This window comes from Alkalibaculum sporogenes, from assembly GCF_009362815.1.
Lineage (GTDB): Bacteria > Bacillota > Clostridia > Eubacteriales > Alkalibacteraceae > Alkalibaculum_A > Alkalibaculum_A sporogenes.
The window spans coordinates 25,203-40,365 of record NZ_WHNX01000008.1 but is presented as its reverse complement, the minus strand read 5'-3'; the positions used below and the strand labels follow the sequence as shown (position 1 = coordinate 40,365).

Sequence of the window (15,163 nt, the reverse complement as noted above, 5' to 3'; positions counted from 1 at the left end):
TTCCTTTATTCTAGAGATTGAGGTACAGCAGGATGTGATATCTTACCCGTTGAATCAATACTACTTTGAATTTCTATTTCAACCTCAATTGATGGGAATATTTTATCCCAGTTTGACGATATTTCTTTCCATTCCTCTTTGTATTTTTTATGGATTTCTTCTCCAAAACCAAAAATATCCGTATTTAATTCCTGAGCTTTATTTAAAGCCGATAATATTTCACTTTTAATTGCCTCATTTTGAACTTTTTTTAATTCCTCAAAATCTTGTAATGTTGCTAGATTTTCTTTGGAAGTTTGTTCTACTATCTTTCCCTCTTCCTTGATTTCTACGTGTATATATATATTATCCCCTTGAATTTTAGGAGTTATTTTTCTCTTGGCATTAATAATTTCTAGAGTAACGACCTCATTTTTATATGGAACAACAAGTGCTCCTGTTTTAATATCTCCAGTTACCCATAGGAGTCCCCTAGATTCACTTTCATCTAGTTGTCCCACCATTTGATCTCCTTTAAAAATAGCCATACCTTCAATCTTTAATGTGCTTGTCTCTTTGTCCTTTAAACTGGTAATCAATGGAGCTACAGGCGAGGTTGTTTTACTCATTAAATAGTTAGTAAAGTCTTGAAATGTTACTTTTTTTGAGTGAGATTGTATTTCTTGGGCTTCACTTAACCTTGTAATGCTTTCAGCTGGAATTCTGGTTAATTCGGGTTTAGTATCTAGAATTTCAGTTGAGGTATTGCTAGATATTACAATCAATGTATTTGGGCGTGTTTCATGGGCACGCATAAAAAAATCAAGATATTTCTGAACGCCCTCCGAAGCAATTTTATTACCTATAACAATGATCTGATTATGTGCGGTGTATAGTCGTCCACTTGATTCATGGGTCATTTCTCGAATGGCGTCAAAAATGGTTTCTCCAGTACTTGTTAAATTCCAATATGCTTCACCCCCTCCATCTGAACTTCCTAATGAACCTTGTAACTCTTGTGGTTTAATAATTTGAGCTACTACTTGAACTTCTTCATCAGAAGGTGCTTTATCAATTCCTATACCTACAACGATGGGCAGCGTATTTAATTCATTTGCATTCCAACAACCAGTAAGATTAAAAAGTATTACAGTAGATATTAAAATTTTAAAAAGGATTATCATTCTTTTTTTCATTTATCCTCCAAGTTATTCATCATTTATATTTCTATTATTTTCTGTAGGCTTCATATATGATTCAGTTTGCCGATTTAAATTATATTTTCCAATTGTTTTTGGGCGTTTCAACATAGCCCAAATGGGTGCCCGAATAAACGTATCCTTCATTCCACTCATGGATAATGGAGATATTGGTAATAAATAAGGTGTCCCAAAAGATCGTAAACTTGCTAAATATACCAAAATAAACAAAAATCCCATAATTAGTCCGAAGGCGCCAAATAATCCTGCTAGCAAAAGGAAAAAGTAACGAAGTATCGCAGCAGAGTCTGTTTGTGATGATATTACAAAGCTAGAAATAGCTGTTAGGGCAACGATAATGACCATAAATGGGCTGATAAGTCCTGCTGAAACTGCTGACTCGCCAAGAACCAATGCACCTACGATACTGACTGCTGAGCCTACTGGTTTTGGTAGTCGTATTCCTGCTTCCCTAAGAATATCAAATATAATGAGCATGATTAACGTCTCAATAGCCGATGGAAAGGGTATACCATATTGACCGGCGGCCATAGTAAATAATAGTTGTGTAGGTATTAACTCTTGATGATAAGTCGTTAACGCAACATAAATTCCTGGTGACAATATAGTAATAAAATAGGATACAAATCTCAATAATCTGGTCATACTAGAAAAATATGGCCTAGAATAATAATCTTCAGTTGACTGAAAATTTTCAATAAATAGTAATGGCACTGTAAGTACGAAGGGGGAACCATCAACAAAAATTGCTGCACGTCCTTCAAGTATTTTGCTTGCTACTTTGTCAGGTTTCTCACAATTTCCAACGGTGGCAAATATCGAATATGGTGCATCTTCGATAAAAGCTTCAATATACCCTGATTCAAGTATTGCATCAGTTTTTATTCTATCTAAACGAGTATTTATTTCTGTAATCAGCTTTGGATTGACAATATCTTTCATATATACAATACAAACATTTGTATTTGTTTGATCTCCAATAGTATAGGATTCCATACGTAAATCAGGGTTTTTAATAATTCTTCGAAGTAAAGTAATATTTGTACTGATGGTTTCTGTAAATCCCTGGTGAGGTCCTCGAACAACGCTTTCTGTAACAGGTTGTTCGATACTGCGTTTCTCCCATTTTTGTAAAGGGATCGCCAATGCTTGATTAGAACCATCAAGCAAAAGAACGGTATTACCAGTTAAAATATTATCTATTAGTAACTTTATCTTTGATACGTTATCAATATTCGTTGATGAAAGCAGTCTTTCATTGATTCTATCTAAAACAGTTAAATTTGAACAATCTTTTGAACAAGACATCTCGTTTTGCAATGGCCTCATGATGCTTTCATACAACATAGTTTTATCTACCAGGCCATCAATATATACCAATGCACCTTTATAATCATGATTATTGCCAATGTTCAATAACTTAATGATAATATCATTGCTATTACCTAGAATATTCTTTAGCATGTTGAGATTTTCATCTAAATGTGATGTTAAAGATACTCCTTGATCTTTTTCATCATCTAGGTTGTTTGTATGTTTGGTTATTGCTTTTTTGTAGTGAATAATCTTTTTCAAGTAATTGAACATATTAGATTTCTCCTAAAAAATACTTTTATCTACTATTTTAGCCCCATCTCATGTTTATATACATTTTCCAAAAATTATATATGATAATATTCCCTTGCATAAGTCATTGTAATTAAGCAAAATGAATCGTAGAAAACTAGTTTATCTGAATTTATAAATATAATCTGTATATCTTTACAAAAAAATTCTATGTCAAATTAGGCTACCCTAAATAAAATGAAACTTTATTCAGTAGGAATTTTCTTCGTACCCTACTGAATATTAGTTTTCGCGAAACAAGGAGACAAGCGAAAATATATTTATTCTTTATTCCAAATAAAGTGACAATGAGTACATATCTCTCAACGTAAATTACTTAGAGATTGATTGATTGAGGGTTCGCTAAATTCATAATAGATGTTATAATAAATAAAAAAGGGTTTTGGGTTAAACTAATGACTTCAAGTAAATCTAGTAATACTAAGAAATTAATTTTAGACACTGCGTATAACATGATCAATGAACGAGGTTACTGCAAAACAACATTTCGAGAAATAGCTAAAGAATCAAATTTATCTTTAGGCGCAATTACTCATCATTTTAAAGAAAAATCAGACCTGGCTTATAGACTATCTCTATTAAGTAGTAAGCACTTTTACAATTCAATCACTAAAATTATCAAATCTCACAAATTAGATTTGATTACTGGTGATAGTGTGTATATCTGCACCTATGTAAAAATCCACTTATCAGATGATAGGTGTATGAGTTACTATTATGATCTTGTACGCGATAACTGTCTTCATAAGATTTCTATTGAAATGTACTACATGCAATTTCTTAGAAAATTTAATCATTTAAATATTAGAGTCACGAATCAAACAGTTTACTCCTGTAGTTTAGTTTTAATCGGTATGTTAAGCGAATTTGTACGTGCAAAAAAAGAAAACCATCTACGTTTAAATGTTGAAGAGATGGTTGATATATATATGATCCAGACTTTAAGTCTCCTGCAGCTTTCAGGTGAAGAAATTGAATGTGTTATGAATGTAACAAATTCTTTATACAAAAACATTTCTTTCGATACTACAGATATTTTTAATATAAAACTATTTGATAATAATTAAATAATCTATGCTAAATTTAATTCAGAATCAAATACAATTATTTTGAAAAATGCATCATTCTCATGATATTATCTAAAATCTAAATTATTACAATTTTTTAAGTATAAGTAACTAAATATATAACGCAAAGCCTCCATATCATCAGCTTTGCGCTTTGTGACTAAAATCTATTATTATATAAGCAAATTCATGTAAGAAACGAATATATCGTGACTTGCTTTCTCAAACTTTCCTTTTGCAATATCTGGAGTATGAGGATACTTAGCCTTGTGCTCATCCCAGTTGAACAAATATTTTGATTTCACTTCTGGAATAAGTTTAAAATCTCTTATAAACCCTTCAGAGTTCAGTGGCGTCCCAAAACTTTCACCGGGATTATCATATACCATGTGCTCCCGTAGGAAGTTATTGAGAGATGCCCATGTTTCAATGTTTGCGTCTTTTGCGCCAAGAATTACTTTATCAAAACCAAACAGATAACCACCTCCTGGCATCATTATATCTAAGAGTTCTTTTGCTCTATCTACAATCTGCTGTGGCGTATCTTTGTTAAGTGCACTTACTGGGAATAATCCATTAAGTATAAATTTCTTTCCAAGTTTGTCCTTAATTATCTTTGGATCACCGTATTCAAACATTAGTTTTGTACCCGCAGGTAGTTCATCATGAATAATATCAAGGTAACGCATCCAGTCATCTTCACAAAACAAGGTTGGACGAACCCCTACTGCTGCATATTGTTCAAGTTGTTTCTTAAAAGTTGGTATATATAATTCAACGAAATCTTTTTCTCTCATGAATGTTGGCATATGAAGGGGCAGCATTGTACCTCCTTCTGGGTGTCCAACTGCAGGCAATCCCCATGCATAGACAAGTGGAAGAACTGCCTCACAAGCTTCCTTTATAAACTCTCTATTTCTTCTTAAATCAATGCTTATGCCAGAAAAACTTCTTAACTGGTCAGCAACAAAATCTAATGGAGCTTCCGCCACAGCAAAAGACCCCATAGGACTTCCAGGATAATAATTATATTTCTGCATTAATCCCATATATATTGGGATAAAGCTCATTGTATCGTTCATTAGAGCAGTCTTACCCATCTCTAAAGCAGTAGAACGTTTTATGGAGTTGTCAAGAGAAAGATTTGGATGTTGGCGCGGCACAACTGTTTCAAGTAAAAAGTCGAAACCTTTTTCAATCAGTTGTGGATATTCTTCTGGAAGCATACCTACAACTTCTGGGTGTTGAACTTGACCACCTTTACTCATAACAAAATTTCTTGAATTTAATATTTCATAAATAGAAGGGGTTCTAGTACTTACGATATTTGGTGGTGTAATAGGACATGAATCCGAATAAATCTTTTCACAAAGTTCTTCTGCAGCCGAAGCAAGCTTCGTATAATCGTACTGATAAGATATTGGGTCCAACCCACCAAATTCAGCGATTAACGAATTTGGAAATGATGCTTCAACAGGCATACGTTTTGGCAACTTGTTGTTGTAAAAATCTCTATAAATCTGGCTTCTCTCTTGAACTAAATTCATTTCATCTGACATATTAAAATTCCCCCTAAATTATTCTATCTCTATACAAGAGAGTAGAAAATATTAATATAAAAGAACATGTTCTTATTTTTTATTTAATCATCTTATCTATATAATGTCAATATTTTTTTAAAATATATACTTTATACAAAATCCTCACTTTAACGCAATTAAAATAAGTTGGCAGAAATAATTGCTTTAAAGTGAAAATCCTAACACAACTATACGACACTATATCTCATATTTAATAGTTACAAACGAGAAAATTCGCTACCCATTTTCGTTCGTAAATAATTTGGTGCAAATATCATCACAAAACATAAGAACGACGAAGATTTCCAATGTTCATACGACAAGCCTCCTTCACTGAGTAATTATCCAAACTTGTATTCACATTCGAGATAGATAATAAATATATAATCTTGACATCCGTCCGAAATCGTACTATAATTTTGAGTATGATTTCGGACTTTTTTAATCTTACGGGGTGTAATAATGACAAACACTATAGAAGAACAACTAATGCAACTAAACCAATTTTATAAAGAAAATGAAGAGATCTATCACGGTCTTGCAACATATTTTGGCTTGTCTGATAGTTCTTTATGGCTACTGTATTCTCTTCATGAAGCTACTGTTCCCTACACTCAAGCTGAGATTTGCAGCACTTGGTCTATTAGTAAACAAACGATACACTCGGCACTGAAAGGTTTGGAAACTGGCGGATACATTCAAATGGAGTATTCTATTCAAAACCGCAAATCAAAACAGATTATTCTTACATCTGCTGGGAAAATTCTGGTTCAAAAAACTGTCGGGCGCATAGTAGAAGCGGAAAAGCTAGCACTATGTGGTTTGTCTGATGATGAGCGTATTCTCTTAGTTTCATTATCACAACGACATTTGGAATGCTTGAAACGTGAGATGAAACAAATAACAGAATCTGATATATTATCTGATGATCTGTAATCTCAATCACAGTTTTAACTGGAAAATGTGGATTGTGTTCGAAAGTTGCAGTAAAGCAGGGATAACCTGATTCCGCTTAGAGTCGTGTATACTGCTGGTCTGGGGAGGCATTTTAATGAACATTCAGTTATCTAATCACTTTACATACCGCAAGTTGCTGCGGTTTACTTTGCCATCCATTATTATGATGATCATTACCTCAATTTACGGAGTAGTTGACGGTTTGTTTGTTTCCAATCTCGTTGGAAGCAATGCTTTTGCTGCCGTTAATTTGATTATACCCTTCGTAATGATTTTTGGCACAGTGGGATTTATGCTTGGTACCGGCGGCAGTGCGCTAGTTGCGAAAACTCTCGGCGAAGGGGACACGATAAAAGCTAATCAAATTTTTTCAATGTTGATTTATTTCTTGATTGCGATTGGAGTTATTTTCTCCATACTCGGCATCGTTTTTCTTAAACCAATCGCCATCCTGCTTGGAGCCACGCCTGAACTGCTAGGTGATTGCGTTTCATACGGAACAGTTTTGCTCCTTGCACTGACTGCATTTATGCTACAAACTACATTTCAAACTTTTTTTGTAGTTGCTGCAAAGCCTAATATGGGCCTGACAATTTCCATAGCTTCTGGACTGACAAACATAGTTCTCGATTTTTTATTCATTCTCGTATTTAGATGGGGTGTAGTAGGAGCTGCAGCCGCAACAGGGCTTAGTCAAGTCGTAGGTGGCATTATTCCCTTCATTTATTTCTTGAGGAAAAATGACAGTGTACTTAAGCTAATGAGACCTATTTGGAACGGAAAAGCACTGCTGATAAGCTGCACAAATGGTTCCTCAGAGATGATTACAAACCTGTCAATTTCTCTGGTATGTATGATCTACAACTTCCAGTTGATGAAGCTTGTTGGCGTAAATGGCGTAGCGGCTTTCGGTATTATCATGTATGTGTCTTTTATCTTTTTGGGAGTATTTATAGGTTATTCTTTTGGCAGTGCACCGATTATTAGCTATCATTTTGGTGCTGAAAATCATATCGAACTGAAAAATATTTTCAAAAAAAGTCTTGTCATCATAGAAGCGTCTTCTTTAATTTTGACGTTGATTGCAGAAATTCTTGCAATGCCTCTTGCGAAGATATTTGTGGGGTATGACGCAGAACTGCTGGCAATAACTAGCTACGCATTGAGGTTATTTTCACTTTCGTTTCTATTCAGTGGTGTGAATATATTCGCATCAGCGTTCTTTACTGCTCTGAACAATGGTGTGGTATCTGCTTTTATTTCTTTTTTGCGTGCGCTGGTATTCCAAGTAATAATGATTTTATGGCTACCAGTATTCTTTGGCGTAAATGGCATCTGGCTTGCAGTTGTGGTAGCAGAGCTACTGACTCTTGTAATATCCATTATGCTATTTGTTGTAAAAAAGAAGCAGTACCACTATTTATAATATACCAATACCATTTCATGTTTTCCATGTGAATATTTAGTTAATAGATCTTCTATCATCCCACGTTAAAAGCTGATTTCTGTACAATACAGAAATCAGCTTTTACTTAATCATATATTTATACAATTTTTCCTCGCACTTAAATCATACTCATTGATACACAAATTTAAGAACTCATAGCAATGCCTGTGCATATTTATCTATACCTATTTACATCATATCAGTTTTATTAATCTCAGCAATCACCTATAATAAGGATTAAAGACTTTTACCCTTATTTAAGCTAAAATCTTGAATTTCTTCATAAACAGATTCAGTCTTTTCTGCACTTTTATAATTTATAATAATAATCTCTTCATTTGTAGTAATCTTTATATATGGTCCATTGCCTGCATGCAAATAAAGTCTTGCCTTTTCGATTTCATCCATTCTAAAGTTACCTTTTTTGAGACTTAATAGAGAAAGAGCATTTATTTTTCCGCGAATATTGGGTATTTCATTCACTAATAATACTTCTTGTATCTCTCCAGCATTAATACTCATGCCATACATCCCACCTATTTCTACCGTATTACCCTGTATCGAAATTTTGCTTTCTCTAGTACCCAAAAATAATGCTCCCGCTAACCCCAGAACAATGAGTACAGACACAATTATCTTTACCTTGGATAACTTATTCTTACCACTAAAACTTTTTAGCATTTAAATCCTCTCCTTACTTTATGATTTAATAAATATTAACCTCTAGTAAGTGATTTACTTAAGGTGCTATATCAATAAATTTTTCCTCATACATTCCATATACAATATATATAGAAATGAAATAAAGAATAATAAACAACCCGCTAAATACAAGCATGACTACGCTGGCTTCCCAGCCATCTATTAGCTTATATAGCCCATAACCTATGACTCCTACTACTAACCTTAATAAAAGAGCTAATAGTATATTCAGATTATTTTTCACCGCCGCTGTTGGGTTAGACCAGTTAAGCAGTGGCCTTTCTATATTGATTACAATATCTATGCTTGAAAAGAAAAGTGTTGAAGTGATACAAAATACTGTAGCAACTAATACCGTTTGTAAATTCACAGGTATAATAAATATCGTCATTATACCCAATATTAACGAGGCAACCAGTTTAATTATTAGTGTTGTATATATTCTGTATTTAATATTATCCCTAGCACTAATAGGAAGCACCTTCGTTTCCCAGAAAGTCTTTCCTTCTCTAGTAATTACAGTTGCAGAGAGACTTCCAATAATAGCAGGTGTTGTGATAATAGCTGAAAAAATATAGACATGATATGGGAATAGGACTGTAGATTTTAATAACTCTCCTTGAATCTCACCGGTAAACAATATAATAATAAACATTAATATGGGCATAAATATGGTCAGTACCGTATTCATCAAAAATACTGGGTTACTGATAATGATATTAATGTGTCTTTTAATCATTTGTAAACCCTTATTCCTACTTTTGTAATATATCTTCCCGCCTCGAATAGAATCACCTTCTTGGTTAAATTTCATTAATGCTTTACTATATACTGTTTTGGCAAAAGTTTTTAAAATTAGCACCAATACTACATTTAGACCTATGAATAGTACTCCATTAACAATAGAACCCTGTATCATTTTAGTTAACCAAATACTTGGGGGAAAACGGCGTCCAACTACCATTAATAAGCCGTCTTCCTGTAATAAAATATTGTTAAGCTCCTCTGGCTGCAGTTGTATTTTTGAAGATAACATTTGCAGCACTATAATAGCCCCTAATAACAGCATATTTCCTACTACAACCATTAGGTTTCTTCGCTTACCACTGCCTATAACAGACATAAAAGGTAGAATAATTATTGTAGCAATAATCATAGGTATCAACGGGGAAATTATCAAGGCTATGATTCCTACAATAAGACTACTGAGATTTAGTTCCCCAATAGTACCATATATTACAACTGCGGTTCCTAAGAAAAAACTGGAAATTGCAAGAAGGTAAATGTACACCGATGCCAACTTTGAAAATACGATGGTATCTTCCTTTACAGGCAAGGTAGCAATTAACCGCAAATCCTTTGAGTAAAAGAACACTGAGATAATAAATGGTATACTGACAACAACCATCAGTATCGTATTGGCTATATACATATATGTAACCGTTAATTCTGGAAAGCCCATTGCTAAAAATGAATTATAAATTTCTAGTACCATTTGAGTGGCTGGAAAAATCAAAAGGATTGGTAGGAACATAACTAATATACCTAAATACTTATTTTTCACATTGAGCTGTTGAGTATATTTGCTAAAGAAATCTATCACCTGTATTTTTGTCAACGATAAAAATTTATTCATCCTTTGTCATCTCCAGAAAGATTTCTTCTAAGGTTGCACTGCTGTTCTTTTTAATATTTTTAGGTGTATCACAAGCAATTAGCTTTCCCCTATGAATTATTGCTACCCTGTCACATAGATTTTCGACCACTTCCAGCACGTGTGAAGAAAAAAACACCGTACCACCTTTTTCACAATGCTCCCGCATAATATCCTTCAAAATCTTCGCAGAGTGGGGGTCTAACCCGACCATTGGTTCATCAAGAATAAATAGATTGGGATCTGGTAGCAAAGCACCCGATATTAAAAGTTTTTGCTTCATACCATGGGAGTATGAATTAATGGTTTGAGTAAGGGAATCATAGATTTGAAATGCCTTGGTATATTTTTCTATTCTGTCCTTCCTATGTTGTATGGTTACCTCATGCATATCTCCAATAAAATTCAAATAATCAATTCCCTTTATAGCGTCAAAAATAGTTGGATGATCTGGTACAAACGTAAAGTTCTTTTTTGCTTCTACAGGTTCCTTCGTAATATTCTTTCCATTTATTTCAATTATTCCCTCCGTTAGTGCAATGATCCCAGTAATCATCCTAATGGTAGTTGTTTTGCCCGCTCCATTCGGTCCAATAAAACCGATGATTTCCCCTTTTTCTATCTGTAATGTCAATTGATCTACAGCTTTCTTATTATTACCATAGATTTTTGATACATTCTTTAGGATTAGCATTACCTACACCCCTTCATTTTTTCGCCCTACTTACTTACTTATCTTAAACCTTGCATCCGTTACCTCAAACTGAAGCCAATGAAATTTCCCATCAATTAAATTCCAATAAATATCTCCATGGGTAGGGATAAGAATGCCTTGGACTTCCTTGTATTGATCCATATAAACTGACCATTCTTCTAAGCTATACTCCCCTCCATTTTCCATATATCTTTGTGCCACAAAACGCTCAGGCTCGCCATTATCTTTAAAGTAAAATATTCCTGAAGCACTAACATCTCCGTAAATGATAGTAGCTTTTGCAGAATGATCATCTATAACATCCCAAGTGATATATGGTGATAATGCTACCCTAGGATACCAAACAATTTCAGCTAGATATCGAACTAACGATCCTTGTACAAGTTCAGGACCCGATCCACTTCCAATAGTAAAAATCCCAATAAGCTTGATAAGCATATCAGCTTCCTGATTCATATATAAATCCCTACCATAGATTGTAACACCTTGTATGGCTTCAATTTCCGACTTCCATATAAACGATGGACGGTCAATTCCTGAATATTGTACAGCCTCAAATGGCATCCATTTGCCATCAGGCTTAGTTCTCAACACACCTACTTGGCTAATAAACATTGAAGAAATCGGCTCTTGGTCTAAACAACGTGTTAAATTCAACCATTTCTTCACAGGAAGAGGCAACTGTTTTAGTTGATTTTGACCAATCGGAATAGACGATTGATCAGAAATTTCTTGCAAAAAATTTTTTGTCTCTTTTTTTATCTGTTTTTGAAATAGATGATTTCTAATAGTACCACCAATCGCTAACACGACGAATACAACGACGATGATGCGCCATTTACGTGTCAATTTCATCTACTTCACCTTCTTTTATCATCGATCATTTCCATTTTGAAAATATTATCCATTAACTTTTCGATAAGCATGTTAAGATTTTCTATCTCATCAGAAGTAAAGGCTAAAAATAAGTTATTTAGAAAATCCAACTCTTTATCATTTCGCTTAATAAAATAAGCTTGACATTTCTTAGTCAAATCAATCCTTTTTACTCTTTGATCTTTTGAATCCGAATAAACCTCAAGGAAACCTTTCTCCTTTAAATTCTTCACCATTTGCATTACATTTTGATGGGTAGCCCCAACAATTCGAGCAATCTCTTTTACTGAAAGTTTATCCGGTATATTTTTATGAATAATTGCAATTAACAACCACTGCTTCACAGTTAATTGTGGATCCAGACGATCACCAAGGACTTGCAATCGATTAGCCATTAAAAACAAAGAAGCAAATATGCTACCTTTATGTTCATCCATGGTTAATGCTCCTTTTCGCTAAACTTTAATTCTATCTTTACTTCTTTCGCTTTAGAAGATTGGATAATCCACTTATATTGTCCTGAAAAGAGCACCATATTAATTTCTTCCTCCAAAATTTTTCCAGAATCTACGTAACCTGTATATATTAGCTCCTCATTTAATGGACTGTACAACTCAAATAAAACGTCGCCTGATTCGACTTCTGCAGTAATCTTAAAAATTTGAGGATCTTCAACTAAAAGTTCACCTTCGTACTCTCCTTTGAAAGAATCAATCGTAATCAAATAATGATCATTATCAACAGGTGTGATAAATAACTTTGTAGCTTTATAACCTACTAATTGACAACTTGTTAGCCACAGCAAACAAAAAACAACGATTGTTACACGTTTCATACACACTCACCTCTAAAAGGTAATATATTACCTTTATATTATAGCATTCTAATTATTGTTGCGTCAATAAATACTTTTGTAAAAGATATTTGCAACTCTACTCTTTCAGAAGTTGTCATACTCTCCAGTAAAGGGTTTACCCTTATTTATACTGAACATAAATATTAGAACTTACTACCATATTTGCTATCATTATAATCAATATCGAACACACAAAAATAAGAGTTCGCATATGTTCAAGTAGTTTAATCTTTAACCCTCAAACTATCAGTCTGAGGGAGTTGACCTAGTAGTCAACTGTAGGTAATATTGGCTTTACAAATCAAATACTGGATGATATCCGTATTCAAAAGCTTCTGAGGTTGACTACGTAAGTATTATTGCAAAACTCGATGGGTATTTTGAAGAACTTAGAAAAATATTCTATAAATAGATTAAGGAAAGATATGTTAATCGAAATATTAATATCGAGGTTATCATTAGAAGTTGCGGAGGTATGAAATGAAAGAAATGTATAACATCGAATGGCAAAAAGTGTATAACGCAATCCCCACAGATAAGGACAAAATACGATTTTACGCTTAATTAGCCACTATCCAAATACGATTGGGCGATAGTTTATAGTAGTTTAACTACCAAAATTATAGGTGTGAGTCTACATTTTACTATTTTTTTAAATATAAAATAGCCAGCTGAGTTCTATCTCTTAAATTCATTTTTTCTAGAATAACCGATAGATTATTTCTAACTGTTCCCTCCGAAATAAACAAATGTTTAGAGATTTCTTTGTTCGAAAATCCTTCTCCTACTAAACGTACAATATCTTGTTCTCTTGGAGTCAAACCACCAAAGACCTCAGTTTTTGGTTTCGTCAATTCTTCCAAAGCCTTTTGATCCATGACAACTGTTCCTGTAAAAAGGGCACGAATTTTAACAGCCATATTGGAGACTTCAGTGGATTTAATTAGGTAGCCTTCAGCTCCAGCCAACAGAGATCTACGAATACTATGTTCATCTTTAAATGTTGTAAGCATCATAACTCGAGTTTCCGGAAATTCTTTCTTTATTAGTCCTGTGGCTTCAATCCCATCCATTTCAGGCATTTGAATGTCCATTAATACTACATCAGGTGAATTGACCTGGGAGCTTTTCATTTCTTTCATTGTATTAATGGCTATGAGCCCATTTTCCGAGGTTCCTATTACTGTCATATCTTCTTTTTTTGACAATAATAGTTTTAAGCTTTCCCTTACTAAGGGATCATCGTCTACAATTAGAATTTTAATTCTGTTATTCATGATATCCCTCCCTCAAATAGTGGCAACACAATAATGAGTCGAAACTTGTCTTCCCCCGCTATTATCGCCGCGGAGAAGTTCCCCCCATAAGATTTCGTTCGTTGTCTTAAGCTTCTTAGACCCATACCCTCATTTAAATCTAGATACTTATTAACATAAGTATTTGCTATATTTTTAGCTATTATAACTCCATCGTTTTCTAGGCTAAAGCGAAGTATATTTTGGGTAACATCCAGTTGAGCCTTCACATTAGTAGTATTTGCATGACGGATAATATTAGTCAATCCCTCTTTTAAAGCTGTTTTCAATAGAAACCAGTAGTGAATCGGAACTTTTTCAGTATTTCCAAAAACTTTTAGGCTGATTGGTATGTCACAAAATTCTTCAACTATTCCTCGTAGATCCTCAACACCTAGTGATACATAAGGCTTCATATTATGAACTGTCTGGCGAAGAACTGTTGCACTATTATCAACTCTTTGTTTTGCTTTTTGAAAAAGCTCTTTCTCATAGGATTCAAGTTCCAGCTCCTCTATAATCGACTCAAATGCCTGTAAACCAAGAACTGCACCAGTCAACTCATGACCTACATCATCGTGAAGTTGTTGAGCTATTCGATTTCGTTCTGCAAGCTCAACCATTTGGAATACCTCCTCACGAAGAGAAAGAAATTCTTTATTCAGATTCTCAGCCTCGTATCGCCTTCTCCGTTCTATATCTGATTCCTCTTTATAATAATCTCTTTCATTTTTAGCAACCCTTAGAATGCATCCTAAAAATCCTCCTGCTATAAAAACAAAGATGATGATAAAATTAATACTGCCTCTGAATGTGACAAAAATTAATCCAGGTATAATCCATGCTGTTTTTTTCTCTAGGTATCCTTCAAAGATTGGAATGCAATAGGCTATGGAAATGTCTGGCCATAGATAACTTAATCCACCAACGAAAAGTCCCTCTAAAAAAATTATTATGCTCTCACCTGGTAAGTACTGTCTGAGGATCGAAAAGATTAGAATACCCAGAATAAGTACCATACCTAAGGCTTCTCCGGAGGTTCTTACCCAATAGGAAAATAGTAACACAATACTAATGGCTCTGGTCAAATTAAGATATACGCTTAACGAGTCGTATTTTTGTTTTATTTTTTCCATAACATCCCTAATCCTATCGTAATTATTTTATCCCGCATTAACAAGCACTAAAA

14 protein-coding genes are annotated in these 15,163 nt (G+C 33.9%); 3 read left to right on the top strand and 11 right to left on the bottom strand.

What is annotated here, in order from left to right; genetic code table 11:
* Positions 1–5: 5 nt before the first annotated feature.
* Together GC105_RS06670 and GC105_RS06665 are read right to left on the bottom strand one after the other, a co-directional pair.
* Positions 6–1,175, bottom strand: coding sequence for a Ger(x)C family spore germination protein (locus tag GC105_RS06670; RefSeq protein WP_152802986.1), 1,170 nt, complete (start codon positions 1,173–1,175; stop codon positions 6–8).
* A gap of 12 nt (positions 1,176–1,187) precedes the next feature.
* Positions 1,188–2,786, bottom strand: coding sequence for a spore germination protein (locus GC105_RS06665; protein WP_152802985.1), 1,599 nt, complete (start codon positions 2,784–2,786; stop codon positions 1,188–1,190).
* A gap of 434 nt (positions 2,787–3,220) precedes the next feature.
* On the opposite strand from GC105_RS06665, the gene GC105_RS06660 reads away from it, so the two are divergent.
* Positions 3,221–3,892, top strand: coding sequence for a TetR/AcrR family transcriptional regulator (locus GC105_RS06660; protein WP_152802984.1), 672 nt, complete (start codon positions 3,221–3,223; stop codon positions 3,890–3,892).
* 173 nt (positions 3,893–4,065) lie between these two features.
* On the opposite strand, the gene GC105_RS06655 is transcribed toward GC105_RS06660, so the two are convergent.
* Positions 4,066–5,451, bottom strand: coding sequence for a uroporphyrinogen decarboxylase/cobalamine-independent methonine synthase family protein (locus GC105_RS06655; RefSeq protein ID WP_152802982.1), 1,386 nt, complete (start codon positions 5,449–5,451; stop codon positions 4,066–4,068).
* A 483-nt stretch (positions 5,452–5,934) separates the two neighbouring features.
* Between GC105_RS06655 and GC105_RS06650 the strand changes: the two genes are divergently transcribed.
* Both GC105_RS06650 and GC105_RS06645 read left to right on the top strand, forming a co-directional pair.
* Positions 5,935–6,408, top strand: coding sequence for a MarR family winged helix-turn-helix transcriptional regulator (locus GC105_RS06650; RefSeq protein ID WP_152802981.1), 474 nt, complete (start codon positions 5,935–5,937; stop codon positions 6,406–6,408).
* A 115-nt stretch (positions 6,409–6,523) separates the two neighbouring features.
* Positions 6,524–7,855, top strand: a complete 1,332-nt coding sequence (locus GC105_RS06645) for an MATE family efflux transporter (protein ID WP_152802980.1) — start codon at positions 6,524–6,526, stop codon at positions 7,853–7,855.
* Between the two features lie 258 nt (positions 7,856–8,113).
* Here the strand turns inward: GC105_RS06645 and GC105_RS06640 are convergent, their stop codons facing one another.
* From GC105_RS06640 to GC105_RS06605, 8 genes are all read right to left on the bottom strand, one after another.
* On the bottom strand, positions 8,114–8,557 hold the full coding sequence (locus GC105_RS06640; RefSeq protein WP_152802979.1) for a hypothetical protein: 444 nt from the start codon (positions 8,555–8,557) through the stop codon (positions 8,114–8,116).
* Positions 8,558–8,615: 58 nt separating this feature from the next.
* Positions 8,616–10,214 carry a hypothetical protein gene (locus GC105_RS06635; RefSeq protein ID WP_152802978.1) on the bottom strand — a complete coding sequence of 533 codons (1,599 nt, stop codon included), beginning with the start codon at positions 10,212–10,214 and terminating at the stop codon, positions 8,616–8,618.
* The gene (locus tag GC105_RS06630) at positions 10,207–10,926 is read right to left on the bottom strand and encodes an ABC transporter ATP-binding protein (protein WP_152802977.1); all 720 of its coding nucleotides are present in this window, start codon (positions 10,924–10,926) and stop codon (positions 10,207–10,209) included. Before GC105_RS06630 ends, GC105_RS06635 begins: the two co-directional genes overlap by 8 nt.
* A gap of 30 nt (positions 10,927–10,956) precedes the next feature.
* Complete coding sequence (locus GC105_RS06625; protein ID WP_152802976.1) at positions 10,957–11,802, bottom strand: DUF6544 family protein; 846 nt, start codon at positions 11,800–11,802, stop codon at positions 10,957–10,959.
* A gap of 5 nt (positions 11,803–11,807) precedes the next feature.
* Positions 11,808–12,260 (bottom strand): MarR family winged helix-turn-helix transcriptional regulator, encoded by a 453-nt coding sequence (locus GC105_RS06620; RefSeq protein WP_152802974.1) that lies wholly within the window; start codon positions 12,258–12,260, stop codon positions 11,808–11,810.
* Positions 12,261–12,262: 2 nt separating this feature from the next.
* Positions 12,263–12,658, bottom strand: a complete 396-nt coding sequence (locus GC105_RS06615) for a hypothetical protein (protein ID WP_152802973.1) — start codon at positions 12,656–12,658, stop codon at positions 12,263–12,265.
* A 665-nt stretch (positions 12,659–13,323) separates the two neighbouring features.
* On the bottom strand, positions 13,324–13,956 hold the full coding sequence (locus tag GC105_RS06610) for a response regulator (protein WP_152802972.1): 633 nt from the start codon (positions 13,954–13,956) through the stop codon (positions 13,324–13,326).
* Positions 13,953–15,110, bottom strand: a complete 1,158-nt coding sequence (locus GC105_RS06605) for a sensor histidine kinase (RefSeq protein WP_152802971.1) — start codon at positions 15,108–15,110, stop codon at positions 13,953–13,955. Before GC105_RS06605 ends, GC105_RS06610 begins: the two co-directional genes overlap by 4 nt.
* Positions 15,111–15,163: the final 53 nt, after the last annotated feature.